We start from the raw sequence: 25,569 nt of genomic DNA, 5'->3' as shown, positions 1-25,569 counted from the left end.
CGGGAGTACCGGGGTGAAACAGAACCTGAAACCAGGCGCCTACAAGCGGTCGGAGCCCCTTTGTGGGGTGACGGCGTGCCTTTTGCATAATGAGCCTACGAGTTACCGTCCCTGGCGAGGTTAACCACTTTGAGGTGGGTAGCCGAAGCGAAAGCGAGTCTGAAGAGGGCGACCAGAGTCAGGGGGGGTAGACGCGAAACCGGGTGATCTACCCGTGGCCAGGTTGAAGTGGCGGTAACACGTCATGGAGGACCGAACCGATAAACGTTGAAAAGTTTCCGGATGAGCTGCGGGTAGGGGTGAAAGGCCAATCAAACCCGGAAATAGCTCGTACTCTCCGAAATGTTTTTAGGAACAGCCTCAGCCGTGAGGGATCCCTGAAGGTAGAGCTACCGATAGGACTAGGGGGAGTCACATCCTACCAACTTCTGACGAACTCCGAATGTCAGGGAACCGGGCTGGGAGTGAGGGGCAGGGTGCTAAGGTCCTGCTCCGAGAGGGGAACAACCCAGACCATCCGCTAAGGTCCCCAAGTGATGACTAAGTTGAACAAAGGAGGTCCGGTTGCCGGGACAGCCAGGAGGTTAGCTTGGAAGCAGCTATTCCTTTAAAGAGTGCGTAACAGCTCACTGGTCGAGCGAGGCGGGCATCGATAATAAACGGGCATGAAGTCATTCACCGAAGCGATGGAAGTGCACTTTCGGGTGTATCTTGGTAGGAGAGCATTCTTACATCAGCGAAGCTGTGGCGTGAGCCTAGGTGGAGAGGTAAGAAAAGCAAATGTAGGCATAAGTAACGAGAATGAGAGTGAGAACCTCTCACACCGAAAGACTAAGGGTTCCACCGCGATGGCAGTCAACGGTGGGTTAGTCGGCCTCTAAGGCGTAGGCGAAAGCCGGAGTTGAGGAGCAACGGGTTAATAATCCCGTACTGCCGGGAAGAGAGAAGCGGGGACGGAGTACAGAACTGGCCGCGGCCTGCGGGAATAGGCCGTTGAAGGCGGAAGGTAGTGGGGTGGCAGTGAAGTACACCACCTTAGCTGGAAGCTGAAAGTACCCAGGGCCCTTCGGGGCTGCGGGATAGCGCCGGGGATGGGCTTCCAAGAAAAGCCGCTATCGTTAATCTTTCCGGTAACCGTACCGCAAACCGACACAGGTAGTCGAGGCGAAGAGCCTCAGGTGCACGAGTGAGTCATGGTTAAGGAACTCGGCAAGATGACCCTGTAACTTCGGGAGAAGGGGGGCCTACCCACGTGAGTGGGAGGTTGCAGAGAAGAGGCCCAGGCGACTGTTTACCAAAAACACAGGACTTTGCGAAATCGAGAGATTCGGTATAAGGTCTGACACCTGCCCGGTGCTGGAAGGTTAAGGGGGGATGTTACCGCAAGGGAAGCATTGAACTGAAGCCCCAGTAAACGGCGGCCGTAACTATAACGGTCCTAAGGTAGCGAAATTCCTTGTCGGGTAAGTTCCGACCTGCACGAATGGTGTAACGATCTGGGCACTGTCTCAACCATGAGCTCGGTGAAATTGTAGTAGCGGTGAAGATGCCGCTTACCCGCCACGGGACGGAAAGACCCCGTGCACCTTTACTATAGCTTATCATGGACTTCGGGGCAGGGATGTGTAGGATAGGTGGGAGGCAGTGAAGCGGTGTCGCCAGGCATCGTGGAGCCAACGTTGAAATACCACCCTTGTCTGTGCTGGAGTCTAACCCTTAGGTTAAGGGGACAGTGGTTGGTGGGTAGTTTGACTGGGGTGGTCGCCTCCGAAAAGGTAACGGAGGCTTCCAAAGGTCCGCTCAGGCTGGTTGGTAACCAGCTGGGGAGTGCAATAGCAGAAGCGGGCTTGACTGTGAGGCGAACAGGCCGATCAGGTGCGAAAGCAGGGTATAGTGATCCGGTAGTTCCGCATGGGTGGGCTATCGCTCAAAGGATAAAAGGTACGCCGGGGATAACAGGCTGATCTCCCCCAAGAGCTCACATCGACGGGGAGGTTTGGCACCTCGATGTCGGCTCGTCACATCCTGGGGCTGGAGAAGGTCCCAAGGGTTCGGCTGTTCGCCGATTAAAGTGGCACGCGAGCTGGGTTCAGAACGTCGTGAGACAGTTCGGTCCCTATCTGTGGTGGGCGTGGGAAGTCTGACGGGGGCTGTCCTTAGTACGAGAGGACCGGGATGGACCCACCGCTGGTGGACCGGTTGTCGTGCCCGCGGCACGGCCGGGTAGCTACGTGGGGAACTGATAAGCGCTGAAAGCATCTAAGTGCGAAGCAGGCCCGAAGATGAGACTTCCATGAAGGGTCGTCCGAGACCAGGACGTGGATAGGCGACAGGTGCAGGGCGTGAGAGCGCTAGAGCCGAGTCGTACTAATGGCCCGAACGCGTGGCTCCATTCCTTTACAGGCCAAGAAGTGCAGTCGACAGACTCACAAGGTAGCGGTTGTAGTTTCCAGTGCGGCAGGAAACGCCATAGACATCAGGGGAGCCATTCCCTTAACCCACCGTCGGGACGCGAGTGCCGGGTAAGTGTGGGGGAAGAGCAGGGATGGTGGCCATGGTGCGGGGGTCCACCTCTTTCCATTCCGAACAGAGCCGTTAAGCCCCGCCACGCCGATGGTACTGGAGTCGCATCCGGGAGAGTAGGTAGCCGCCACCGCTGAATCAGAGGCCACAGACACTGTCTGTGGCCTTTTTTGTTTTACGCATTTAAGAAAAGCTCAACCTATGTAGGTCCATCTGTTCGCAAATGAATCAGGTATTCAATTAACTCCAAATCCATAAGCTGTCTGCCCAGTAAGCTAGGCGCTTTTCGCTGGGTAAGATCCAAAGCCCACAAAAAAACCGCTTCACGAGCGGTTTTTTTGTGGGCAGTACCCTCATTACCAAGCCGTCGGCAAAAAGGTGCTTACGTTCTGGTCGGTTTCCTGGAATCGGACCTCCATGTTCGTCTTGCCATTGCTGCCCTTTACCATCCGGTAAAAATAGGTCGTCGACTTGAGTTCGGAAGAGGCCATTTTGCGGTTTATGTTCCGGTTCGGGGCGCAGGAATAAAAGCCGCGGTATGTGCCTTCGGACGGAGTGGTCGTGAATGAACCGTTGTCTTCATCAAATTTTACGCGTCCCTTCTCCGACGAAAAAGCCTGAGTCTGGCAACCGGAGTAATCCCGCGTGGAAGCAACAAAATACTTTTCGTAGGTCCCGTTGCTTTTGAAGTGGAACATCACCGCCAGTTCAAAAGGCTTGCCCTGGTACCGGCCGTCATACGACCAGAATTCGCTCATCGAAAAAGAGCCGTACATCCATTGCCCTACGGCTTGCGAGGGCGTATTTCCCTGCGGCTCCGGAACAGAGCCGTCTTTTTTGCAACTGGTGGTGAAGAGTGCCAGCGATAACAGCACTGCAAGTATTTTTTTCATGGTTCTAAAGAGGAATCAAAGCGTGTTTTAGATCAGAGAATTGGTTTCGGCCAGTAGCTCATTTCTGAGCCAGCTGAATTTCGGCCTGCTTCTGCGCAATGTTGTTGCTCTGGTGAGGCACCGTTTTGAGATAGTCGTAAATCGCTCCTACTTCTTCGTCGGACATCGACGGGCGTGGTTCCATCGGGTAGCGTAGCAGCGAGCCGTCCGGACGGACGCCCATTTTCACCGCTTTGATGAACTGTTCGCGCGTGTACTTTCCACCGATTCCGGTCTGGCGATCAAAAGTCAGGTTGGCCGAGAGGATAGGATTGCCGTCATGATCCTTGAACTCGCTGCCCCCGCCAAAGTACCCGTTGGTGCGCTCGGGATTGAGTTTGTCCAGATCAAGGAAGTTCGCGGAGTGACAGCCGTAACAGTCAGCTACGGCCGTCGCCAGGTATTTACCAACGGCTACCTTGTTGGCCGAATCAGGCAGGGAAATCGGTTGCTTGGGGAATTCGCTGGGCGTGATGATCGTCCAGACCAGCATCTTGGAGATGAAGCTGTACTCGGCCGGCGGCGCTTCCTGTTTGGAAGGCTGAACCGGGAAGCGGTCGGAACGCAGCCAGGCGATCACGGACTTGACATCCTCGTCGGCCATCAGGTTGTACTGAGGCATAAAGGCCGTGGTTCCGTTGGGCCGGATGCCCGTCCGCAGGAAATAATAAAGCTGGCCGTCCGTCCAGTTGCCGATGCCTTTTTCCTTATCCTGGGTAATGTTGCGGGAGTACACCTTCCCGAAAAAGTCCGGGATGTCGGTCATGTGCTTGCCGGTGAGGCGGTTGTCGTTGTCGGCATGGCAGGCCATACATTGGAGCTGCGCGATGAATTCGCCGCGACGGACGCGGGCATCAGTTACGTCTACTTTCATGTCCGGCGTAACGGGCGGGTCGTAAGAGCGCATGGGGGTCAGCGCCACGTACAGACAGAAGCCGCCGACGAGCAGGAGCAGCAGGCCCAGTCCCAGGCCCACACGCTTGAGGACTTTTTTAAAGGTTTTCATGAATACTGGTTTTTTGTTGTTTACCGGGGCTAAATTGGCGGACTCCCGGCGGTAAACCAGTTCAGACCTCCGTAAAACGGAACGATCGGCTAGTGAAGTGAAAAAAGTGCGCTTTAAGACGGTAGCAAGGATGGCCGACAAACGCGGCAAAACGGGCAGGTGAATTGACAAAAACGGAAACGCTAGTTCTCGACCAGCGGCAGAATCACTTCAAACCGGTCGTTGCGTTCCTGCACGGTGGGCTCCTGCTGACCCATGACGCGGTACTTTTTGAGAATGTTGGCGAGGCCGATTCCGTGCGAAAACACCTGGACGTTCTTACGCTGTAGATTGTTGCTGACCGTCAGTTGCGCCTTTTTATCGGTGGTAATCTGAATAACCAGCGGCTGCTCCGGCAGAATGATGTTGTGTTTGACGGCGTTCTCCACCAGCAGTTGAAGCGTGAGCGGCGGAATCTGGTAGGCCGTATACGCCGGTTCGATATTCAGAATCAGTTTGAGGGCATCGCCATGTCGCGTTTGCAGCAGGTGATAGTATGACTGGATGAATTCCAGCTCGGTGGCAAGCGGCGTAAGGCTTTCCTCGTTGGCCCGGAGCAGATACCGGTAGACCGAACTCAGTTCTTCCACAAATTCTTCGGCCTGCTGCGGATTTTCGCTGATGAGCGACGAAACCGAGTTCAGGCTGTTGAACAGAAAATGCGGACTGACCTGGTGCTGGAGCGAGGACAGGCGGGTTTGCAGATTGCTCTTTTCCAGTTCTTCCTTCTGAATATACGTCCGCTGCCATTCCCGCAGGATGTAACCGCCTTCGTAAATCACGTAATAGATAAAATGGTAAAAGAGCTGGATGCCGAGCGTGCGCCCAAGCTCCACGGCGGTTTTGAAATACAGGAACTGCCCGTCGATGAGATACCGGGCGGAGTGCCGCAGCAGCCAGGCAAAATTGGCCAGCAAAGGCAGCAGGAGCAGCAGCAGCAGAATCCGCCGGGGCGTGTTGTCAAAACCCGGCCAGCGGGCCTGCACCCGCAGAACCACCCAACGCGCAATCTGCCAGCAGATCAAACCGGCCGTAAGCGCAATGAGGTCGTTTTTCAGCAGGGTCTGCGGCGGCAGCGTGAGGTACCAGTCAAGCCGGAAAAAGAACCCGACGAACGCATACAGCACGATCGGACCGAGCAGGCGCAGAACGTTATCGTTGACGGGTTTCAGCATCGGTCGTTCAGTTGGTGATCAGCAGGTTTTCGGTCAGTAGCGGCAGGGAGACAACAAACGTGTCCTCCGTCTCGCGAATCGTAATCTGGCCCTGGCCAATCTGCCTGTACCGGGCGGCCAGCGTGGCCAGTTCTCCCTCGTTGGGCCGGAACGTATTCCGTTTGCGCTGGAGATTATTGCTGATGACCAGTTCTTCCTTTTCGATGTGGAGGCGGATGACCAGCGGCTGATCGGCCGAAATAATGTTGTGCCGGACCGCGTTCTCGACCAGCGTCTGCAACGTCAGAGGCACCATCCGGAAGTCGGGATAGGGCGCCGGAATATCGTAGGTGAGCTGAATGGCGTTGCCGTACCGCGTTTTGTACAGGTGAAAATACGATTCCAGAAAGGCCAGTTCTTCGCGGAGGGTGACCAGCTCGTTCAGATTCGTCCGGAGCAGATAGCGATAAACGCTGCTGATTTCGTCAACGAACGCTTCGGCGCGTGCCGGGTCTTCCGAAATGAGGGTCGTCAGGGCATTCAGGCTGTTGAACAGAAAGTGCGGGTTGACCTGGTGCTTCAGCGAATCCAGCTGGTCCTGCAGGGCGGCTTTTTGAAGGGCTTCCTTGTGCAGATGGGCTTCTTTCCACTGTTGCATGCAGTAGAAACCTTCGTACACCACGATATACACGCAGTGGTAAAAAATCTGAATGCCCAGAGCGTAGGTGTACGTGGGAAGGGTCAGGTTCTGGAAGCTGTCGCCGATGAAGAAAATCCGAATGACCAGCCGCAGAAACCAGGCCAGGTTGACCAGCACCGGCAGGGCCAGCACCAGCCACATCAGGCGCGTCCGCAGGTTCAGCAGGCCGGGAAACCGTTTCTGGAGGCGTTGAATAACCCAGCGCGCCAGCTCCCAGCAGATGTAGCCCGCCGTCAGGGCTACCAGGTCCGCCCGGACCAGCGTCGACAAAGAAAGCTCAAAATACCAGTCAAGCCGGAAAAAGAGCGTTCCGACTAGAAAAAGCACGAAGGGGCCAAGAATCCTGAGTTTTCTCTCGAAAGTCATGTGAGTCGGCCGAACCGGGAATTCGGGTGGGTCGGCCATCAACACGACAAAAATAAAAGTTTCTCTCAGCCTGCAAAGGGTTTAGGCGCAACGTTTCGACAGGACCGAACAGCGGAAAGGCCGACGAATGGTTTCGCCGGCCTTTCCGCTGTTCGGCAAACGCCTACGGACGGTTCTGAAGCTTGTCCAGAATGATTTCGTACTGCTTTTCGGCGGCATTATACACGTAGCGGTACTCCGTCGGGTAGTACCCGGTCCGGGCAACTTTCTGGGGCTGTTTGACCGGCAGGCGTTCGTCTTTCACTTTCCGGAGGAAATCCAGGGTAAACATGGGTTCCAGAAACGTTACCCGCCCGTCGAGAGAGCCATAAATAAAGGTTGTTGTGAATGGCTTGCCCTGAAATTCCGTGCTGGTGGGGTCAACCCAGTGAACTCCCATCTGCGGCAGCGGATGCACCCGGACAAAACCCTGCGGAACGTATTCCGGCTCCGGATTTTTGGCAAAGCGCGGGTCATCGGCCACGATGCCCATTCGCTCTTCGTTGGAAGTCATGTAAAAATGGCAGTCGAAATGCGGCACGTTGTACACGCCATCCGGTTCGTGCCCATGCGGCATCCAGTTAAAGGACACGTGCTGAATGAGCGTTTTTTCACTGCCTGCGGGCATGTGCACCACCAGAAATTTGTCTTCGGCGGGCAGAGAGTTCAGAGCCGCTTCCGAAACGGCTACGCCAATCTGGGCGGGATTGCCCTGGGCGTCGAGGCGGACGAAGGAGCGGAGGGTGCCCTTGCCGAGCGCCACCGTTTCACCATAGCGAACCGACGGAGCGGGCTTCTTTACGCTTCCGGGCGTCTCTTCCGCCCCAAAGAAAGCGCTGGCCGCTACGAGGGCCGCAGCAAACAGATTCATCATAACTTAAATTGTTTATGGTTAAAAAAAAGGAATACGCTTCAGCACAACCTGACTTTCCTGCCCCATCCAGACCTGATAGGCGACCAGCAGCCCGGTATCGGCAGACAGTAGTACAGGCAGGGAAGTCAGTTCCCCCGGAGTCGATACGGGGACCGTCTGCCGCCCGCCGGTTTCGGAAGTCATCCGCACCATGACCTGCCGGTAGCCGTCCGGGGCCTCACCCACCATTTCTTCCCAGGCCAGCGCCATTCGGTTAGCCCCTCCGCTGCCAAGCTGCGGAGGGGTCCGGTGCGCTCCGGGCAGCAGGGCAGGCTGGTCGGGTTGGTCGAGCCGGGCCATGCGCACGCCTTCCCGACCGGCTGCGCCGGAGTACCAGGTGGCGTAGACCAACTCGCCCTGGGCAACCAGCTGCGGTCCCGAATGCGGGCAGGCGTTCACGTTCCACCGATCGTCACCCAGGGTTTTGGGCTGGCTGAACGACTGACCACCGTCCGCCGAGACCACGAAGCTGATGTCGCGCGTGCCTCCGGGCAGCAAATCACGGTACGTCAGGTAAATCCGGCCCCGGCCATCGACGGCAATACCGGGGCGGCAGCAGGGACAGGCGCTCGAATCGATGATGACTTCCGCACCGAAGCCGCCCGTGGGCAGTGTCTGCGTGAACCGGACCGTCCGGCCTTCCCGACCGGGCAGTTTGTCGTCGAGCCAGATAAGGCCGATTTCGCCGTTGGGCAGGCGCGTCATCTCGGCGTACGAGTGACTTTTTCCGGCGGTGGTATCCCGGTGAACGGGCCTGGCTGCGGACCAGGTTTTGCCATCGCGCGAAAGCTGGTACAGCAGATTCCCGGCCCGAGTGGCATCCGGCATGGGTTTGGGCAGACTATAAACCACCATCCGGGTGCCGTCGCCTTTGAAGATCAGCTTCGGAACATCTTCGCCATGAGCCGCCGTTGTGCCCGGCAGCAGGATACGAACGGGTTCCCGAAACGTCAGGCCGCCGTCCGGCGAAATGCGGTAAACAAGAGCGACGGCCTGGGATGTCCGTTCCACCCAGCTCATCACCGGCTGGCCCCGTTCGTTGGCAAACAGGCGGGGAAACTGGGCATTGTTGACCCTGATTGGGTCTGTCCCGAAGGAATAGAAGCTCTGAAGGAGGAGAGCCGCAAGAAAAAATAGCGATTTCATGGTGGATGTGGATTAATGACGGGAAAACTGGTATTGCAGGCCGAGCACAACGGTACGCGGAGCGGCCGGGGTAAACGTCGTCCGGTCGGTAGCGGCATTGCCCCGGGTCGCGTTGTTGGCGTACAGCTCGTCCGTCAGGTTCAGTACATTGGCGTAAAATTCAAAAGCTTTCCAGACGTAGCCGGTGCGCAGGTTGAGGACGCTGACCCCGCGCGCGCCAAAGGCGCCCCGGTCTTCGTACCGGACGGTGTTCAGCTGGTTCTGGTACCAGGGACTCAACCGCTGCCACTCCACGGCCATGCGCAACCCTTTGGCCCAGCGGGGCTTGTACGTCAGTTCGGTGTTGGCAATCCAGCGGGGGGCCTGCGGCATGTCATAGCCTTTCAGATTCCGGACGGCGTCGGTCTGCCGGTTGCTCAGGGCAAAATCTTCGAACCGGTGGACCGCATTGGTGCCGCCGAAGCGGAAAAACCACTGCGCGGAGGGCTTGAACGTGAGGCTGTATTCAAAGCCCCGGTGCAGGGTCCGGCCCGCGCTCTGATAGTCCGTGGAATTGTCCGGTTGGCGGATGCTCAGCAGTTCGTTCCGGCCTTTCATCTGGTAAACCGCCCAGTCGAAGTATACTTTCCGGTGGAGGAACGTCGCCCAGCCGCCGATTTCCATATTATCGAACTGTGCCGCCTGCAGATGGTAGTAGAACGGCGGCTGACCGGCCGTGGCGTTGGCGTTTTTCCGGAAAATGGCCGTCAGACCCGGCGGCGAGAAACCGCGGCTCAGATTGGCGTACAACCCGCGGCCCTGCCCCCAATCGTAGGTCAGCCCCAGTTTGGGCGTCAACTGATTGTAGGCTTTGGTGCCCGTGGCCTTGTCCAGAAAATTCTCGTAATCAAACGCCATCCGGTCGAAGCGGGCACCCGCCGAAATCCGCAGCCGGGCCAGCGGTGCAAAATCAAGCTGGGCATAAACGGCCCGGTTGTGAATCACCGCTTCGTAACGGCTCAGGTACTGGTCGGGACGTTCGCGCAACTGTCTGTACCGCTCGACGGAGCGTTTGTCGGGGCGCAGAAGGGCTTCCAGCTCGGTTTGGTAAGCGTAATACGTGTTGGGCGAATTGTCGAGCAGCGCCCCCGCGAGCAGGCGGCTGTCGAGCCACGCAAACCGCTGGCTGTGCTGCGCCATCAGCCCGAGGCTGTGAAAGCGGTTCTCGTTGATTTCGCCCGTCGCCGTGCTGGCACCCGATTTCCAGCGAATGCTATAGTTCGGGTTTTGTTTCAGGCTGTTATCGCGGTAAAACGTCGTGACGAAGCTCTCGCTCCGGGCCGTCCAGCGGTGTTCGAGCGTCAGACGGGAGCGCAGCGAACGGACATCCCGGTAGGTGAAATCGGTCGTGCTGGCGTAATTCCGGCTGTAGTACCCCAGACTATCGACGCTGCCGCTTGTCTGGGTGTGATACTGGTTGTAGGCCACCGTGCCCGTCAGCCGGGTCCGGTCGGTGAAGGCGTATTCGAGGCGGGTGGTCAGGGAAGCTCTGTCAAAATCGCTCTGGGCCTGCCAGCCGTCCCGCTGCCGGGTGAGCGCCCCGGCGACGAAAACGCCCAGTTTGGAAGAAAGCATGCCCCCGCCAGCCACCTGCGCCCGGCGGTAGCCCCAGCCATCGCCCAGAACGCCCGCCCGAACGACCGGCACGGCGGTCGGCCGGTGCGTCATAAAATTCACCGCGCCGCCGACCGCCTCGGGACCATACAGCGAGGAAACCGGCCCTTTGACCACTTCGACCGAACTCACCGCAAACGGATTCATTTCGATCAGGGCGTTGTGGTTAAAAACGCCCATCGGCCGCACGGGCAGCCCGTCTTCCAGGTACAGATAATACGCCTGGGTGCCAAACGGCTGGCGGATGCCCATCGAATGCTGTTCGTTGCCGAGGTTTGGCATGACCACGCCGGGCGTTTTGTTGATGACTTCGTAGAGGTTGACCGGTTTGGTTTCCTGCAACAACAGGGCCGACAGGCGACTGATGGCCATCGGCGCTTCCGAACGAGCCTGCGCCTCGCGGCTGGCCGTTACCACCACCGGCTGCAGGTCTTCAATTCTTGGCGGTAGCGAAACCACCAGTTTTTCGGCGGATACAACGAGGCGACTTTCGTAGCCCACGCTGCTGACTTCCAGGCTGTCGGTGCTTTGGCGGCCCGGCAGCACAAACCTGCCCTGCGCGTCCGTCACCGTGCCTACCGACTGGGCTTTCAGTCGGACGGTGGCCGCCGGAATGGGTTCGCCGCTCTGCCCGTCGAGGACCACGCCCCGGTGGGTAACGGACTGAGCCTGAAGCGTAAAAGCTGCCCTGATCAGTAAGATGGATAGGCAAATCGTGGTTTTCATATGCGGAGCCTGGAGCGGCTGCGGGTTGTTGTTTACAGGCCCAAAGGTGGGAGAACCGTCGCCGGACGCCAGTTCGGGAGGCGGCCAAACGGAAAAAATCTTTCCTGAAACCGACAAAAAAGGGGCATCAGACCGGTTTGACGGGGCGGCGAGGTAAAGGAGCGGAGGAGGTGCTTAGGTATTCACAATCAGGAGGTTGGTGTGCCGTTTCGTCGGCCGGAATTTCCGTTTCGCGGGGGAGGCGGTTGGGCGTTGTTTCGCAAAAAACCAATTTTGAGCGAACAGAAACAACACGACCATGATCAGAATTCGGGTTTCCCAATTTATCAACCGGCCGGTAGCCGAGGTTTTTCAGCTTGCCGGGAATTTTCAATACGATGCACTCTGGCGCGCGGGCGTCGTCGCGATTCAGGCGCAGGGGGGAGGGTTGCCCTTTCCGGGCATGCAGGTGCAGGAAGCGCTTTCGTTTATGGGAACCTCGCTGATCACTAAAATGGAACTGGAAGCCGTCGAGCCCAACCGCCGACTGGCATTCCGGACCCTTGATTCCGGAATGCCTTTTTCGGGCCAGCGCCTGTTTGAGCCGCAGGGCGAGGGCACCCGCCTTACTTACGAACTGACACTGCAGCCAACCGGAATCTACCAGTTACTGCCGGCGCTGACGGAGGAGTTGTTTACCCAGCATCTTAAAGACTCGCTAACCGGCCTGAAACGTCGGCTGGAAGGCCGGGTGGTGCGCCGGGTTTTTCCGCTGGTCGGCGAGCCGGTCATCGGGTGATTCGTTCGGGAGGCACACGTCCGGGCCGGACGTGTGCCTCCTTTATGCTACCGCAACCGGAATTCGACCCGGCCCAGGAAAGCCTGTTCTGTGAAAAGCTCGGCGGCGTAAATGCCCGCTTTGAGTTTTTCGTCGGGCTTATACTTGAGGGTAATGCGCTGCGGATTTTTCTGGAAATCTACTTTCTGGGCCAGGTGAACGGTGACCGGATTCATTACGCCCGGCACATCGATGGTCATTTTCCGGGCTTCTTTATCTTCCAGCGGTCGCTGCTGCACATCCTTCATGCTCAGATAAAGCATCTGGTTCGGCTCTTCCGACTGCAGTTCTTTCGGCAGCTCGACCATCACCGCAATCTCCCGGGCGCGGCGGGCCCTGACCGTCAGCCGGTCGCGGCGCTGCACGACCTCCACCCGCAGGGCATTGGCTTTCAGCAGCGGGCCGGTCGGGGCTTCCTTTTCGGGCTCTTCGGGCCGGTTGCGGAGGTCGTCGTTCTGGGACGTGAGCTGGCGGTTTTCCTCGCGCAGCCGGGTGTTTTCTTCCGCCAGTCGGGTGTTATCCTGCCGCAGCTTGTCGAGTTCCTCCGTCAGGGAGGCCTTGACCTGGCTCAGCTGGAGCACCTGCCGCCGGAGCGAAGGAATGCTGTTGTTTTCGGCCCGGAGCCGGGCCAGTACCCGGTCCCGTTCCGCCAGCTTCTCGTTTAAGCCGGTGAGGCTGGCCGACAGGCTGCTGTTCTGGGTGCGGGCCGTTTCGAGCTGGGTGGATACGGCCTGAATTTCGCGGGTGAGGCCGTCGCGCAGAATTTTGAGGGAATCGACCTGATCGGTGAGCGTTTCGTTCGACCGGGTAAGGGTATTGCCCCGGTTCCACTGGTAGATTCCGAAACCGAGCGCGAGAAACAGGAGCAGGGTAGCCAGGGCGGCGAAACGCTGGGACTTGCGTTCGGGATCGTCCGAGAAGGTAGAGGATTGCTTTTCGGTGAGCATGGCGGCAGAGGAGTTTAGGGGTTAAGGAAATATCGGCGTTTAGCGATATTGTCATCCTCTTAAGCATTGATTTGTAGATATTTACCCAAAAAAGTCTATTTCGGTAATTAAAATGTTTCGAAAAATAAAAAGCCCCGGCCGGTCGGGCTGGGGCTTTGGAGTTCAGAAAGGGATGCCTTAATTCCGGCGACTCATTTCGTCCCGAATCTTGGCGGCTTTTTCGTATTCTTCTTTCGCCAGGGCTTCGTCGAGCATTTTGGACAGTTCGTCGTACGACATGTCTTTTAGTTGCTCCGACAGCGAGCGCGTCTGCCGGACCGACTGCGGAACGAGTTCTTCCGGATTATCGCTTTCTTCCGCGACGCTGGCCGTGATGCCCGCTTCCGAAAGGATATTTTCGTACGTATAAATGGGAACGTTGAACCGGATGCCGATGGCGATAGCGTCGGAAGGACGGGCATCGACGTAAACCGAATCGCGGGTGCCGTCCGTGCAGACAATGCGCGCAAAGAAAATACCCTCCCGCAAATCCGAAATCACGATTTCCCGGACGGTATAATTAAACTTCTCCGCAAAGGACTTGAACAAGTCGTGCGTCATCGGCCGGTTGGGGACAATCTTCTCGATTTCGATGGCGATTGCCTGGGCTTCAAACATACCGATGATAATGGGCAACCGCCGGTTACCATATTCCTCTCCCAACACCAATGCAAATGAGCCTGACTGCGACTGGCTGGGCGAAAGGCCTAATATTTCAAGTTTAATCTTCTCCACGGCGCGAAATTATAAAAAAAGTCGGGAAATAGTCGTAAGTCGTAAGTCAACAAGTCGTCAGGTCCCCGCAGTTTATTTTGAGGAGTCCCTTACGACCGGCTGACTTACGACTTACGACTGTTTTTCAGCTTCCCTTCACGGCCTTTGTGAGGCGCGGCAGAACGTCAAAAACGTCGCCGACGATTCCATAGTCCGCCGATTTGAAGAAAGGCGCTTCGGGGTCCTTGTTGATAACCACGATCACCTTCGAAGAGTTTACACCGGCCAGGTGCTGAATGGCCCCCGAAATTCCCGCCGCGATGTACAGATTCGGGCTTACCTTGATGCCGGTCTGGCCGACGTGCTCGTGGTGCGGACGCCAGTCGAGGTCGGATACGGGCTTCGAGCAGGCCGTGGCGGCTCCGAGCGCCTTGGCGAGGTCTTCCACGATGCCCCAGTTCTCGGGCCCTTTCAGCCCGCGGCCCGCCGACACCACGAGGTCGGCCTCCGGCAGCAGAACGTCCCCCGTCGCTTTTTCGGTTTTGGTCACCTGAACGGCGCCGAAATCGGCGTCATTCAGGGTCGGCTGGAAGGCTTCTACCTGGGCCGTGGCTTCTTTTTCTTCCGGCGTAATGGTGTTTTTCTTGATAGCCAGAATCTTGCGGTCGGCCGTCAGGCTCGTTTCGGCAAACGCCTTGCCCGTGTAAATGCTCCGCTTGACCCGGAAGCCGTTCGACACGTTGGGCAGGTCGATGACGTTGGCGGCCAGACCCGCTTTCAGCTTGCCGGCCAGACGAGCGGCCATCGCGTCGCCGAGGGCCGATTTGGCCAGAACAATGACGCTGGCCCCTTCTTTTTCGGCGGCGGCGGCCACGGCCGAGGCGTAGGCCATCGTGTTGCCTTCGTTCAGGCGTGCGTCGGCGGCGTGGAGGACTTTGGTGGCTCCGAAGCGGCCCGTCGTCGCCAGTTCGACCGCATCCGCTTCACCCAGGGCAATGGCCGTGGCCGAGGTACCCATCATTTCGGCTACTTTCGAGCCGTAATACACCGCTTCCAGCGATGACTTCCGCACCGCTTTCTCATCCAGTTCAATGAATATGAGGACTGACATGTTGTTTTCAGGTTTATAGTTTATGGTTTATAGTTTAGGGTTTCAGGGTTAATGGTTGTTTGTCCATTAACTATAAACTCTAAACCCCAAACTCCACACTACCTTATTACAGGACTTTCGCTTCTGTCCGCAGGAGGGAGATCAGCGCTTCGGCCTGGTCGGCGGGGATCATTTTGCAGGCACCCCGCGGGGCGGGCAGTTCATAGGCGGCGACCTGCGTGAGGGTGTCGTTGCCCGTTGGCTCGACCACTTTGAGCGGCTTGGTCCGGGCGGTCATGATGCCGCGCATGTTCGGAATTTTCCACTCGGCAATCGGCTCCTGGCAGCCCAGCACCAGCGGGAGGGTGGCCTGGAGTTCTTCCTTGCCGCCTTCGATTTCGCGGACGATCTGGGCCGTATTGCCCGAAACGTCCAGCTTCATCACCGGCGAGATGGAAGGCATGCCGAGCATTTCGCCGACGATGCCGTGCACCTGACCGCCGTTGTAATCGATGGATTCCCGGCCCATCAGAATCAGGTCGTAGCTGTTCTGTTTGGCAATGGCCGCAATCTGTTCGGCAACAAAATAGGCGTCCGTCGGGTCGGCATTGACGCGGATGGCGTCGTCGGCCCCGATGGCGAGGCACTTCCGGATGACGGGTTCGGTATCGGCCTCGCCGACGTTGAGGACGGTTACCGTGCCGCCGAGTTGTTCCTTAAGTTCAACGGCCCGCGAAAGTGCGTAGTCGTCGTACGGCCCCGTGATGAACTGAACACCGGCTTTGTTCAGTTTGGTGTTGTTGTCAGTGAAGGTAATTTTGGTCGTCGTGTCGGGCACGCTCGTTACACAGACTAGAATTTTCATGAGGATAGTTGGTTTCTGGACCGGGATTAACGCTGATTTTAAGGATAGACATGATTTTTGAATGATGGGCTTATGCCGCGCTTCTTACTAGCTGGTGAAGCCAGAATCAGCGAAATCCCAAAAATCAGCGTTAATCCGGGTTCAAGACAATTATTCGCGGCTAAAATACAAAGTAGTTTTAAAATAACCGTATGCAAGCATACTAATTTTATTTTCAATGAATAATCAGCGAATCCAGCTTTTGTTAAGCTATATCCAGGAAGAACCGGATGAGCCGTTTAATGTTTATGCGCTGGCAATGGAATATCTGGACAGCCAGCCCGCCCAGGCCCAGCACTATTTTGAAATGCTGCTGGAGCGTTTTCCGCACTACCTGCCGACGTATTACCACGCGGCGGCGCTCTACGCCGAACTGGAGAACCGGCCCCGCGCGGCGCTGCTGTACGAGCAGGGAATCGCCCTTGCCCGGTCGCAGCAAAACCAGAAGGCCATCGACGAACTCAGCCGGGCGTTCCGGACTTTTCAGGAAGATGACTGGTGATTTGGGGCGGCGCGGGCGGTTTCCGGAAAATTCTGGGGAAGGGGGCAGGGTATAGTTCCCCTTTTTCCTGCTTATTTGGAGAAACGTTTACCCTTTTTATTTATGAAAAAAGTTGCTCTGCTCTTCATTGCCGCCGGTCTGCTGAACACGTCCGCCTTTGCCCAACGCTTTGGAAAATTGCTGAAAGAAACGCCCGGAATGGTCTCCTACACCATGCGGAACCAGTTTGCCAAGGACGTTCCCGGTACGTTGGACAAGATCAAAGGCATGGGAATCACCCATATCGAATTTTCGAGCCTTTTCGGGAAGACCGCGGCCGATATCCGGAAGGAACTCGACGCCCGCGGCATGCGCTGCACCAGCTTCGGGGTGGGATACAACGATCTCATGAAGGCCATGCCGACGGTGGTTCAGAACGCCAAAACGCTGGGGGCCAAGTACGTCCGGCTCGGTTCCATCCCGCATAACGGGCCGTTTACGCTCGATATGGCCAAAAAAACGGTGGAAGAGTTCAACGCCATCGGGAAGCAGCTCCGGGAGGCCGACCTGACGTTTGTGTACCATAACCACGGGTTTGAATTCGAGCCTTACCAGAACGGAACCCTGTTTGACTATGTCGTGCAGAACACCAATCCGCAGGACGTGAGCTTTGAGATGGACGTGGTCTGGGTCGTGAATCCGGGACAGAATCCGGTAGCGCTGCTGGAGAAATACCCGACGCGCTTCCGCCTGATGCACCTGAAAGACCTCGACAAAAGCGTGGAGCCCAACATGAAAGGATCGGCCCCGAACGACAAATGCGTGGTGCTGGGCACCGGAAAAGTTGATTTTCCTTCCCTGCTGAAAGCCGCCCGGAAAACGAAAATTGAATACTTTTACGTCGAAGACGAAAACCTGAATTCCGAGCAGCAGGTACCGCAGAGTCTGGCGTACCTGAAATCACTGTAACCCTTCGAATGAACCATACCGCTCTGCCGACGCCTTACCGGCACCCCTACGAGGCCGACCCGGCCTTCCGAAAATCCGTAGCTTATTTTTCGATGGAGTTTGCCATCGACCAGGCGCTGAAAACGTATTCCGGCGGACTGGGCTTTCTGGCCGGTTCGCACATGCGCAGCGCCTTCGAGCTGAAACAGAACGTCATCGGCATCAGTATTCTCTGGAAATACGGTTATTACGACCAGGACCGGAATACCGACAACACGATGGCTGTCCGGTTTCGGGAGAAAATCTACCAGTTTCTGGAAGACACGGGCGTGGAGGTGACGGTCGAGGTGCAGGGCAGGCCGGTTCGGGTGCGGGGCTATTTTCTGCGGCCGGACCGGTTCAATACCGCGCCGATTTTCTTCCTGACGACCGATGTTGAAGGCAACGACCCCTGGGCCCGTTCCATTTCTTACCGGCTTTACGATGCCGATGTGAACCTGAAAGTGGCGCAGTGCATGGTGCTGGGGCTGGGCGGTGCCCGGTTTCTGGAAGCGATGAACTACGAGCCGGAGGTGTACCATTTCAACGAAGCGCATGCCGTTTCGGCCGTTTTTCACCTCTACAACCGGCTGCAGAATCTCCAGAAAATCCGGGACCGGGTGGTCTTCACGACCCATACGCCCGAAGAGGCCGGCAACGAAAAGCACGACATTTACTACCTGTTCAGCATGGGCTTCTTCGCCGGAATTCCGCTGAATACGGTCATGGAACTCATCGGGCAGACCGACCAGGTGTTCAATCACTCGCTGACGGCACTGCGGATGAGCCGACGCGCCAACGCCGTATCCCGGCTGCACGGCTCCGTGTCGCGGACTATGTGGGCTTCGTTTGGCGGCGTTCCGGAAATCACCCACGTCACCAATGCGCAGAACCGCACGTACTGGGCCGACCCGGAGCTGGAAGCCGCCCGGCTGTCGGGCGACACGGGCCGGATTGCCGCCCGGAAAAAAAGCCTGAAAGCCGCCCTGTTCAAGATTGTCGCCGACCAGACGGGCCGCATTTTCGACCCCAGCGTCCTGACCATCGTCTGGGCGCGTCGGTTTGCGGGCTACAAGCGGCCCGACCTGCTGGTGCAGGACGTGGAGCAGTTCAACCACCTTGTGCGCAACCTGAACCGGCCGGTGCAGATCATCTGGGCCGGAAAGCCCTACCCGCTGGACGAAGCGGCCGTCCGGACGTTTAACCACCTCCACTACCTGACGTATCTGTACCCCAACATCGCGGTGCTGACGGGTTACGAACTGGGCCTGTCCAAAGCTCTGAAGGACGGGGCCGATATCTGGCTGAACACGCCCGTCGTGACCCGCGAAGCCTCCGGCACCAGCGGCATGACGGCGGCCATGAACGCCGCCCTGAACTTCTCGACCTTCGACGGCTGGATCTGCGAATTTGCACGGCATGGCGAAAACAGCTTCCTGGTCCCGGTGGCCGGGGCGGATCTGTCCCCGGTGGAGCGGGATACGCAGGACCGGACGCAGCTGTACCGGATTCTGGAAAAGGAGATCATTCCGATGTATTACCAGCAGCCCGACAAATGGAAGAAGCTCGTTTTGCAGAGCATGAACGATGTCAACGCCTTCTTCGACTCGGGCCGGATGGCGACGGAATATTACGAGAAAGTGTACCAGTAAATGCTTGTGAAAAGCGGCCATCGACACGGATAGCCGCTTTTTTTAACCCTCAATACCGGTATTTCCGGCCTTTGAAATCAAAAATCGTAATCTTTTGGCCCGTTCTGCCCTTGACCAGATAGATCCGGTCGGACTGCGTGGTGTCCATGCGCTGATAAAAAGTAGCGTCTTTGGGTAAGTACAGATTTGTCAGCTGGGCGTCCTGAATGGAATACGGCCAGTACGTTTTTTCGATTTCGTCGGTGGGCGCCAGCCGGATGGCAGGATAAATAATCGTGTCGCCGGGCGCATACGCTTTCAGAATCCGGCGGGCCGACAGGGCGTGCGGATTGGTCCCGCGCGGGTTGACAAAGTACGTGTATTTGGGCTCCCGGTCCTCATACACCGCCCACAACCGCCCGGCGACCCGATAGCCCTGCACCGCCAGCACCGCCAGCAGCGCGGCCCGCAGCACCACCGGCGTTCGGACAATTTCCCGCAGCAGCATCGCCACCAGCAACACCGTGTACGGAAAAGAAAAGCCGGAATACCGCTGGGTAATGCCGTAGGTGTGCCCGTTCCGCAGCGACATCAGAATCAGGAAAAGCGTCGGAATGAACGCCAGCATCAGCATAAAAACCAGCAGCGGTCGGTCCGCCCGACCGAAATGCGCGCGGATGTACCGGGCAGTCAGGTAGGCGAACGAAGGCAGGGCCGACACGACCAGCAACGAGGTCTGGGCCAGCGTGTAGAACGGCAGACCCGCCAGCAGCAGGAGCGGAAAGGCCCAGGCAAGCCGGGACGCCTTCTCATTCCGGCGTAAAGCCAGATGCAGCAGCACGGCAGCCGCCAGGCCGAGCGCCGTCGCCAGCAGGAGGTTGCGGAACCCCAGCGCCCGGACCTGACCCAGCCCGTTGGAGACGATGAACAAATCCGCCCAGAGCGGCGCCGACCGTTCGGCCAGGTTGGCGGGCGTGGCGGGCAGAATCAGGCCGAAACCGTTGTTGTAGGGGTTGGTCCGGGCCACGTTCCGGTAAAGGTCCGCCTGGTATTGCAACGTCTGGAACGTATATTTTCCGCCGCCGAACACAAACCAGAGCGACACCAGCCCGATCCCAACCAGCGCGACCGCCGCGAACCGCAGCCACAGCTTTGCCTGCCGGACAAAAAACAGAAAGTAAAGCCCGTGGCAGAGAAAGACGGTCACGGTCAGGTAGTGAGACAGCACCGACAGCACGAACGTGAGTCCGTAGGCCGCGTACAGCGCCCGGCTGCTCCGGCGGACTTTTTCCCGTTCCAGGATAAGCAGAAACAGGTGCGTCGCCAGCAGCGTGAGGAAGAAGCTCATCGAATAGTTGCGGGCCATGTGGCTGTAGGCAATGAAAAACGGCTCTACCGCCGCCAGCAGCGCACTCAGTAGGGCCAGCGTTTCGGACCGGAAATGCCGCCGGACAAACAGGTAGATCAGCCCAACGACCAGCGTGCTGAAAAGGACGGACAGGAGCCGGACCGAAAAATCGCTCATCCCGAACACCTTGATCCAGAGCCAGAGCGCGCCGTAATACACCGGACTGTTGCCGATGTCGTTGCGGATATTCGCCTCGATAAAGTCCGCAAACGTTTTGGGCGCCCAGAATTCCTGCGGCGTAAAGTAGGTCTTGCCGGGCGTAAAGAAAACGTCCCGCTGGTTGGCCCCCTCCATGACGATTCCCTGCGAGACCACCATCGTGTATTTCTCGTCCAGGTAGAGTCCGTATGTGTCCGACCGGAAAACACGCAGCAGGAAGGCCAGGACAAGGACAAGCAGGAAAGCAAGGCGGGAAGGGGTGGTCCGGAAGCTCATCGGGATTGGCGGATGTTTTTAGCGCACAATGGAATACAGAACGCCCGTAAGGCGGTCCCGGTCTGAAACGCAGCCAGGCTACCTTATTTTTTCAGCGAGCAGCTGATGATGAACTGGCCCGAAAAGACATGCTTCAGCACGGGTACTTTTTCCAGAAAAGGCTGAAGGGAATAAATCAGTCTGGCCGGGGCGGTAGGAAAGAAAAACGGCACGTAGCCCACATACGACCAGCGGTTCACGATGCCTCCGGCTTTGCGGATCCAGCTTTTCAGCTGCCATTCAAAAAACGACTGCTCCTCGTGTTCGATATGATATTTAGAGGTCTTTTCGATTACTTTCAGGATGGGATTGTTGCCGTTGGGTTCCATGATGATGAGGTTGTCCGCCAGTTTGAAAGCGTTCCGAATGGCCTTCTGCTGGTCGGACAGGTGGTGGAGGACGCCCCGGATAACGGCAACATCGTATTTACGCAGCGGGGCGGCCAGCGATTCGTCCAAAATGCTGCAGGTGGTAAAGAGCACATTCGGGAAGCGCCGCCCGGCCGTTTTGACCGCCTGATCGGCGGCGTCGAACCCGTGTACTTCCAGATGCGGAAAATTGCGTTTGATTTCGTCCGTGTAAACCCCATCTCCGCAGCCAATATCGACCAGCGACCGGTAGTCGGACTGAATGAATTTGAAGATTTCCTCCGAAATCCGTTTGTTGGCTACAAAGGAAGAAAACTGGGCGTTTGTCGTGTAAAGAAAGCCGCCGTTCTCGGTTGCATTTCGGTTAAACTCACCGACATTTTTTTTCAGACTCTGATCCATAAGCGGTCTCTTTAGCATGAGTTGTCTAAAACTCACCGGGTTAAGAAAGCCCCGTTTCAGGTGTGCAATTCCTCAAAGCTATAAGACCCCACCGGCATTGTCAAGCAAATTGACGATGCCTAATAGGTGCATGCGTTTGATTATTAGTTGGTTATGTGAGTGGTTCGGTCGGGTGCGGACCCGCTCAGCGACCCAGTTGCTGCCCGGCCACATAACCCGTTGTCCAGGCATTCTGAAAGTTGAATCCGCCCGTAATGCCGTCTACGTCGAGGACTTCGCCGGCGAAGAACAGGCCGGGATGCGTCTTGCTTTCCAGCGTGTCGGGATTGAGGGACGCCAGAGACACGCCGCCGCAGGTGACGAATTCTTCCTTGAAAGTGCTCTTTCCCGAAACCGGAAATTCGCTGTTGCTGAGCAGGTTGATAAGCCGGTTCTGCGCCTTGGCCGGAAACTCGCCCCAGCGAATGCCTTCCGTGCCGCCCGCCTCCTGAACAAGCGCCGTCCAGAGTCTCGACGGCAGCCCGAAAAGCGCCTGGGTCGTCACGCCTTTTTTCTGATGGGCCTGCCGGAACGCCTGAATCTGCCCGCGGAGCTCATTTTCGTTCAGCGCGGGAAGCCAGTTCACCCGGAACGTAAACTGGTACTGCCGCTCGGCCAGATCCCGCGCACCCCAGGCCGACAGCTTCAGCACGGCCGGACCGCTGAAGCCCCAGTGGGTAATCAGGATCGGTCCCCGGTATTCGTGTTTCGTGCCCGCAATCCTGAGCAGCGCATCGGGCACCGACACCCCCGCCAGCGCCAGCAGCGGATTCTGCGGCGTATTGAACGTAAAAAGCGAAGGCACCGGCGCCACCAGCGAGCCGTTGTCGAGGCCCGGCATCCAGTGGTAGGAGGGCGCCTGCGGATAACCGCCGACAGCCATCAGCACGCGGTCGGCACGGAGGGTGGCCCCGTCCTGAAGGTGCAGGAGCCAGCCGTCGCCATCCCGTTGCAGGGCCTGAACGCCGCAGCTGGTCTGGATGCGGATGTTCAGCCGCCGGGCTTCCCGCAGGAGGCAGTCGATGATGGTTTCGGACGAATCCGTAACCGGAAACATCCGTCCGTCTGCTTCGGTCTTCAGCCGCACGTTTCGCCGCTCAAACCAGTCGATGGTCGATTGCGTATCGAACCGTTTGAGCAGGGCGCGCAGGAACGCTTCCCCGCGTGGGTAATTTTTTACTAATTTACGATGGTCGAAGCAGGCGTGGGTGACATTGCAGCGTCCCCCGCCCGAAACCCGGACCTTACTCAACACATTCCGGCTCTTCTCCAGAATCGTAACCTGAGCATCAGGATATTGCTCGGCGGCAGTAATGGCCCCAAAAAAACCGGCGGCCCCGCCACCGATCACGACTAATTGTAAGGACATATGGGTACTCTCGGGCGTGGCCCATTTTGGATTGCCACGGTTCAACGGCCGTGGGTACAGTAGAACGTCAGAATTCCACCGCTAAGTTCGTAATATTGCAGCCCAATTCAGCCAAACTATGTTTTTTCGTCCTACCTACCGTTCCCGGAAAAGAAATTCCGGCCTGCCGTTCCTCCCGGGCTACTACCGCAGTGGCTTCCGGCTGCGCGGCAATACCCTGGTGCTGTTGCTCGTCTTTTTCCTGATCGGGCTGTTTCTGCACTATGGCGGGGAAACCAAGCCCGTAGTGGCTTTCTGGAACGATCTGAAAGGCCTCGTCGGCCTGCGGTCGGAGCGGAGCGCCGGCCGGCTGGAAAGTCCGTACCGAACCCCCGAACCCGAGGGCAGTGACGAGGAGGCCACCGCTTCGGGCAGCGACGGCAACCGGATGGAAACGCAGCCGGGAGCCCGGTTCGACTTCGAGAAAGAGGTGGATTTCATCCTGCCCGCCATGAAGACGTCCGACGACATCATCCGGCACGACGGCTACACGCTGCGCTACCGCGAGGCGTTCGAGCAGGCCGACTGGGTGGCATATCCGCTGCTGGCAACGGACGTTTTCGGCGAGGCCGATCGCGACAAGGAACAGTTCAAGCCCGACCCGCTTGTCAAAACCCGCACCGCCCTGCCTTCCGATTACAGTCGTTCGGGCTACGACCGTGGCCACCTGGCTCCGGCCGGAGATTTCAAGTTCTCGCAGCGCCTGACCCAGGAGTCGTTTTACATGAGCAACATGAGTCCGCAGAAACCCGATTTCAACCGGGGCATCTGGAAAGAACTGGAAGAGCAGGTCCGGGCCTGGGCCGTGCGGGACAAAGGACTGTACGTGGTGACCGGCCCCGTGCTGAAACCCGGTCTGCCGACGATTGGCCGGAAAAACAAAGTTGCTGTGCCCGAGCAGTACTACAAAGTGATCCTGTATTGCCGGAACCCGGAAATCCGCATGATCGGCTTTCTGCTCAACAATGAGGGCTCCGACCTTTCGCTGAAGAACTTTGTGGTGCCCGTGGACCAGATCGAAAAGCTGACGGGCATCAATTTCTTCCCCAAAATTCCGGACACGCTGGAGCGGAAGCTGGAACGGACTTCTTCCAAGGAAGCGGTTCGCCAGTGGTTCAGTTTTTAGAAAGGGCCAGGTGTTGCAGCAGCATGATCGTCTTGCCGTCGCGGATTTCGCCGGTACGGACCATCGTCAGGGCTTCGCCCAGCGGCAATTCCAGCACTTCGATTTCCTCTTCTTCAACGCCGCCGCCCGCTGTCCGTTCGGTGGCGTCGTCGTATTCGGCCAGGAAGAAAAACAGTTTTTCGGTCACCGAACCGGGACTCATGTACGCCTCAAACACTTTCTGGACCGGCCCGACGCGGAAGCCCGTTTCTTCTTCGGTTTCGCGGCGGATGGCGTCCTCGGGCTGGTCGTTGTCGAGCAGACCCGCGCAGGCTTCGATCAGCAGCCCGTCGGTATTGCCATTGACGTAGGTCGGCAGGCGGAACTGGCGCGTCAGAATCACCGTATTCTTTTTCGGATTGTGGAGCAGGATGACGGCCCCGTTGCCCCGGTCATACGCCTCGCGGGACTGGATTTCCCAGGAGCCGTTCCGGCGCTGGTAGCGGTAGGTTATTTTCTTGAGAATGTACCAGTTGTCTGAAAGCAGTTTTTCATCCAGAATTTCAATCGCGGCAGTCATTGTTTGAAAATGTTTGTTTTTGTTTAAATTTGTTCAAATCAACGAACCGGAAATGGCATTTCAAAGTAGGCATCATAAAATTTTAGCGATTATTGAGCAAAAGGGCGCGGCGGAGGTCCGGGAACTGGCAGAACTGCTGCAATCGTCGGAGATGACAATCCGGCGGGATTTGACCCAGCTGGCGGCTGACGGGCTGGTTTACCGCACGCATGGCGGGGCGATGAAGGTAGGGTTGGCTCCGCGTCCGGTGAAATTTGAAAACAAGGCGGCCGCGAACGCGGAGCGAAAGGACCACATCGCCCGGCTGGCCGCCGCGGAGGTGGAGGAAGGCGATATTCTGTTTCTGGATTGCGGCAGTACCGTCTTTCGCCTGTGTCCGTTTATCCGAAACAAAAAAATCACGGTGGTGACCAACTCGCTACCCGTTGTGGAGGAACTCATGGCCTCCGAGGTGGCGGTTAATCTGGTGGGGGGAGAGGTGGATAAGCAGCGCCGGGCCGTGCACGGGCGGATGGCGGGCGAACATCTGGCCCGTTACCGCGCCACAAAGGCGTTTGTCGGCGTGGACGGCATTTCCCTCAAAAGTGGACTGACGGCGCATAGCGAGAAAGAGGCGGAAATTACGCTGGCGATGGCGGCCCATGCCCAAAAGACATTTCTGCTCTGCGATTCCACCAAACTTGAACGGGAAAGTTACTACCAGTTTGCGCCCCTGACCCTGATTCACACCTTACTGACCGATGCGGATGCGCCCGACGAACTGGCGGAAAAATACCGGCAGGCGGGCGTAAACATCAGGCGATAATTCTATTTTAAAATATTTAAGAAACGAGTCGTTGCGTGAGTCTTGATAATGAGTTGATTAAACCGGCAATTCTGCTTTCTAAGTAATTGTTCTGGTAAAAATCCCCGTAAATGGGTTAGTACTTGCCGGTTGCGAGGTGTAGATTTACCAACTTTAATCAATAACCTATCCTC

The 25,569-nt window shown here is 57.5% G+C and carries 21 protein-coding genes and 2 rRNA genes (1 of these 23 running past the window's edge); 8 read left to right on the top strand and 15 right to left on the bottom strand.

The genetic code is table 11. The features are described from left to right. Positions 1-2,391 (top strand): 23S ribosomal RNA (locus tag ORG26_RS01075); it begins 507 nt to the left of the window's first position. A gap of 153 nt (positions 2,392-2,544) precedes the next feature. Then, positions 2,545-2,656 (top strand): 5S ribosomal RNA (rrf, locus tag ORG26_RS01070). A gap of 223 nt (positions 2,657-2,879) precedes the next feature. Here the strand turns inward: rrf and ORG26_RS01065 are convergent. The 7 genes from ORG26_RS01065 to ORG26_RS01035 all read right to left on the bottom strand — a co-directional run bounded on the left by ORG26_RS01065 (position 2,880) and on the right by ORG26_RS01035 (position 11,197). Beyond that, positions 2,880-3,416, bottom strand: a complete 537-nt coding sequence (locus ORG26_RS01065; protein WP_266366551.1) for a hypothetical protein — start codon at positions 3,414-3,416, stop codon at positions 2,880-2,882. A gap of 58 nt (positions 3,417-3,474) precedes the next feature. Continuing rightward, positions 3,475-4,461: a c-type cytochrome gene (locus tag ORG26_RS01060; RefSeq protein ID WP_266366549.1), complete on the bottom strand. Its 987-nt coding sequence runs from the start codon at positions 4,459-4,461 to the stop codon at positions 3,475-3,477. A 182-nt stretch (positions 4,462-4,643) separates the two neighbouring features. Further along, positions 4,644-5,675 carry a sensor histidine kinase gene (locus ORG26_RS01055; RefSeq protein WP_266366547.1) on the bottom strand — a complete coding sequence of 344 codons (1,032 nt, stop codon included), beginning with the start codon at positions 5,673-5,675 and terminating at the stop codon, positions 4,644-4,646. A 7-nt stretch (positions 5,676-5,682) separates the two neighbouring features. Beyond that, complete coding sequence (locus ORG26_RS01050; RefSeq protein WP_266366546.1) at positions 5,683-6,681, bottom strand: sensor histidine kinase; 999 nt, start codon at positions 6,679-6,681, stop codon at positions 5,683-5,685. A gap of 202 nt (positions 6,682-6,883) precedes the next feature. After that, positions 6,884-7,633 (bottom strand): DUF5602 domain-containing protein, encoded by a 750-nt coding sequence (locus ORG26_RS01045; protein WP_266366544.1) that lies wholly within the window; start codon positions 7,631-7,633, stop codon positions 6,884-6,886. Between the two features lie 18 nt (positions 7,634-7,651). Then, entirely contained in the window at positions 7,652-8,818 is a 1,167-nt protein-coding gene (locus tag ORG26_RS01040; protein WP_266366542.1) for a sialidase family protein, read from the bottom strand. 12 nt (positions 8,819-8,830) lie between these two features. Further along, complete coding sequence (locus ORG26_RS01035; RefSeq protein ID WP_266366540.1) at positions 8,831-11,197, bottom strand: TonB-dependent receptor; 2,367 nt, start codon at positions 11,195-11,197, stop codon at positions 8,831-8,833. Positions 11,198-11,495: 298 nt separating this feature from the next. Here ORG26_RS01035 and ORG26_RS01030 point away from each other — a divergent pair, with 298 nt between their 5' ends. After that, positions 11,496-11,975, top strand: a complete 480-nt coding sequence (locus ORG26_RS01030; protein ID WP_266366515.1) for an SRPBCC family protein — start codon at positions 11,496-11,498, stop codon at positions 11,973-11,975. A 47-nt stretch (positions 11,976-12,022) separates the two neighbouring features. Here ORG26_RS01030 and ORG26_RS01025 read toward each other — a convergent pair whose 3' ends face one another. The 4 genes from ORG26_RS01025 to ORG26_RS01010 all read right to left on the bottom strand — a co-directional run bounded on the left by ORG26_RS01025 (position 12,023) and on the right by ORG26_RS01010 (position 15,669). Next, a complete protein-coding gene (locus ORG26_RS01025) occupies positions 12,023-12,961 on the bottom strand; it encodes a hypothetical protein (protein ID WP_266366512.1) in 939 nt (312 codons plus the stop codon). Positions 12,962-13,138: 177 nt separating this feature from the next. Then, the gene (locus ORG26_RS01020; RefSeq protein WP_266366510.1) at positions 13,139-13,735 is read right to left on the bottom strand and encodes a bifunctional nuclease family protein; all 597 of its coding nucleotides are present in this window, start codon (positions 13,733-13,735) and stop codon (positions 13,139-13,141) included. A gap of 124 nt (positions 13,736-13,859) precedes the next feature. After that, complete coding sequence (locus ORG26_RS01015; protein ID WP_266366508.1) at positions 13,860-14,825, bottom strand: electron transfer flavoprotein subunit alpha/FixB family protein; 966 nt, start codon at positions 14,823-14,825, stop codon at positions 13,860-13,862. A 106-nt stretch (positions 14,826-14,931) separates the two neighbouring features. After that, positions 14,932-15,669, bottom strand: a complete 738-nt coding sequence (locus ORG26_RS01010) for an electron transfer flavoprotein subunit beta/FixA family protein (protein ID WP_266366506.1) — start codon at positions 15,667-15,669, stop codon at positions 14,932-14,934. 217 nt (positions 15,670-15,886) lie between these two features. Between ORG26_RS01010 and ORG26_RS01005 the strand changes: the two genes are divergently transcribed. The 3 genes from ORG26_RS01005 to glgP all read left to right on the top strand — a co-directional run bounded on the left by ORG26_RS01005 (position 15,887) and on the right by glgP (position 18,828). Next, entirely contained in the window at positions 15,887-16,210 is a 324-nt protein-coding gene (locus ORG26_RS01005; RefSeq protein ID WP_266366504.1) for a tetratricopeptide repeat protein, read from the top strand. Positions 16,211-16,312: 102 nt separating this feature from the next. Next, positions 16,313-17,158, top strand: a complete 846-nt coding sequence (locus ORG26_RS01000) for a sugar phosphate isomerase/epimerase family protein (protein ID WP_266366502.1) — start codon at positions 16,313-16,315, stop codon at positions 17,156-17,158. Between the two features lie 8 nt (positions 17,159-17,166). Next, positions 17,167-18,828 (top strand): alpha-glucan family phosphorylase, encoded by a 1,662-nt coding sequence (gene glgP / locus ORG26_RS00995; RefSeq protein WP_266366500.1) that lies wholly within the window; start codon positions 17,167-17,169, stop codon positions 18,826-18,828. Between the two features lie 49 nt (positions 18,829-18,877). On the opposite strand, the gene ORG26_RS00990 is transcribed toward glgP, so the two are convergent. The 3 genes from ORG26_RS00990 to ORG26_RS00980 all read right to left on the bottom strand — a co-directional run bounded on the left by ORG26_RS00990 (position 18,878) and on the right by ORG26_RS00980 (position 22,867). Beyond that, a complete protein-coding gene (locus ORG26_RS00990; RefSeq protein WP_266366498.1) occupies positions 18,878-20,650 on the bottom strand; it encodes a glycosyltransferase family 39 protein in 1,773 nt (590 codons plus the stop codon). An 83-nt stretch (positions 20,651-20,733) separates the two neighbouring features. Further along, positions 20,734-21,459 (bottom strand): class I SAM-dependent methyltransferase, encoded by a 726-nt coding sequence (locus ORG26_RS00985; protein ID WP_266366496.1) that lies wholly within the window; start codon positions 21,457-21,459, stop codon positions 20,734-20,736. A gap of 184 nt (positions 21,460-21,643) precedes the next feature. Beyond that, positions 21,644-22,867: a BaiN/RdsA family NAD(P)/FAD-dependent oxidoreductase gene (locus ORG26_RS00980; protein WP_266366494.1), complete on the bottom strand. Its 1,224-nt coding sequence runs from the start codon at positions 22,865-22,867 to the stop codon at positions 21,644-21,646. A 118-nt stretch (positions 22,868-22,985) separates the two neighbouring features. Here ORG26_RS00980 and ORG26_RS00975 point away from each other — a divergent pair, with 118 nt between their 5' ends. Beyond that, positions 22,986-24,032, top strand: coding sequence for a DNA/RNA non-specific endonuclease (locus ORG26_RS00975; protein WP_266366492.1), 1,047 nt, complete (start codon positions 22,986-22,988; stop codon positions 24,030-24,032). Here the strand turns inward: ORG26_RS00975 and nudK are convergent. Then, positions 24,022-24,591, bottom strand: coding sequence for a GDP-mannose pyrophosphatase NudK (gene nudK, locus ORG26_RS00970; protein ID WP_266366490.1), 570 nt, complete (start codon positions 24,589-24,591; stop codon positions 24,022-24,024). The genes ORG26_RS00975 and nudK overlap by 11 nt on opposite strands. Before the next feature lie 52 nt (positions 24,592-24,643). Here nudK and ORG26_RS00965 point away from each other — a divergent pair, with 52 nt between their 5' ends. Further along, on the top strand, positions 24,644-25,396 hold the full coding sequence (locus ORG26_RS00965) for a DeoR/GlpR family DNA-binding transcription regulator (RefSeq protein WP_266366488.1): 753 nt from the start codon (positions 24,644-24,646) through the stop codon (positions 25,394-25,396). Positions 25,397-25,569 lie beyond the last annotated feature (173 nt).

This window comes from Tellurirhabdus rosea (assembly GCF_026278345.1).
In the GTDB taxonomy this organism is placed as follows: Bacteria; Bacteroidota; Bacteroidia; order Cytophagales; family Spirosomataceae; genus Tellurirhabdus; species Tellurirhabdus rosea.
This window is presented reverse-complemented; position numbering and strand designations above follow the sequence as displayed.

Coding starts and splice junctions, on each gene's coding strand:
- ORG26_RS01005 (WP_266366504.1), top strand. CDS start 15,887: ATGAATAATCAGCGAATCCAGCTTTTGTTAAGCTATATCCAGGAAGAA.
- ORG26_RS01045 (WP_266366544.1), bottom strand. CDS start 7,633: ATGATGAATCTGTTTGCTGCGGCCCTCGTAGCGGCCAGCGCTTTCTTT.
- ORG26_RS01025 (WP_266366512.1), bottom strand. CDS start 12,961: ATGCTCACCGAAAAGCAATCCTCTACCTTCTCGGACGATCCCGAACGC.
- ORG26_RS00990 (WP_266366498.1), bottom strand. CDS start 20,650: ATGAGCTTCCGGACCACCCCTTCCCGCCTTGCTTTCCTGCTTGTCCTT.
- ORG26_RS00980 (WP_266366494.1), bottom strand. CDS start 22,867: ATGTCCTTACAATTAGTCGTGATCGGTGGCGGGGCCGCCGGTTTTTTT.
- ORG26_RS01035 (WP_266366540.1), bottom strand. CDS start 11,197: ATGAAAACCACGATTTGCCTATCCATCTTACTGATCAGGGCAGCTTTT.
- ORG26_RS01055 (WP_266366547.1), bottom strand. CDS start 5,675: ATGCTGAAACCCGTCAACGATAACGTTCTGCGCCTGCTCGGTCCGATC.
- ORG26_RS01015 (WP_266366508.1), bottom strand. CDS start 14,825: ATGTCAGTCCTCATATTCATTGAACTGGATGAGAAAGCGGTGCGGAAG.
- ORG26_RS01040 (WP_266366542.1), bottom strand. CDS start 8,818: ATGAAATCGCTATTTTTTCTTGCGGCTCTCCTCCTTCAGAGCTTCTAT.
- ORG26_RS00975 (WP_266366492.1), top strand. CDS start 22,986: ATGTTTTTTCGTCCTACCTACCGTTCCCGGAAAAGAAATTCCGGCCTG.
- ORG26_RS01060 (WP_266366549.1), bottom strand. CDS start 4,461: ATGAAAACCTTTAAAAAAGTCCTCAAGCGTGTGGGCCTGGGACTGGGC.
- glgP (WP_266366500.1), top strand. CDS start 17,167: ATGAACCATACCGCTCTGCCGACGCCTTACCGGCACCCCTACGAGGCC.
- ORG26_RS01000 (WP_266366502.1), top strand. CDS start 16,313: ATGAAAAAAGTTGCTCTGCTCTTCATTGCCGCCGGTCTGCTGAACACG.
- ORG26_RS00985 (WP_266366496.1), bottom strand. CDS start 21,459: ATGGATCAGAGTCTGAAAAAAAATGTCGGTGAGTTTAACCGAAATGCA.
- ORG26_RS01065 (WP_266366551.1), bottom strand. CDS start 3,416: ATGAAAAAAATACTTGCAGTGCTGTTATCGCTGGCACTCTTCACCACC.
- ORG26_RS01010 (WP_266366506.1), bottom strand. CDS start 15,669: ATGAAAATTCTAGTCTGTGTAACGAGCGTGCCCGACACGACGACCAAA.
- nudK (WP_266366490.1), bottom strand. CDS start 24,591: ATGACTGCCGCGATTGAAATTCTGGATGAAAAACTGCTTTCAGACAAC.
- ORG26_RS01030 (WP_266366515.1), top strand. CDS start 11,496: ATGATCAGAATTCGGGTTTCCCAATTTATCAACCGGCCGGTAGCCGAG.
- ORG26_RS00965 (WP_266366488.1), top strand. CDS start 24,644: ATGGCATTTCAAAGTAGGCATCATAAAATTTTAGCGATTATTGAGCAA.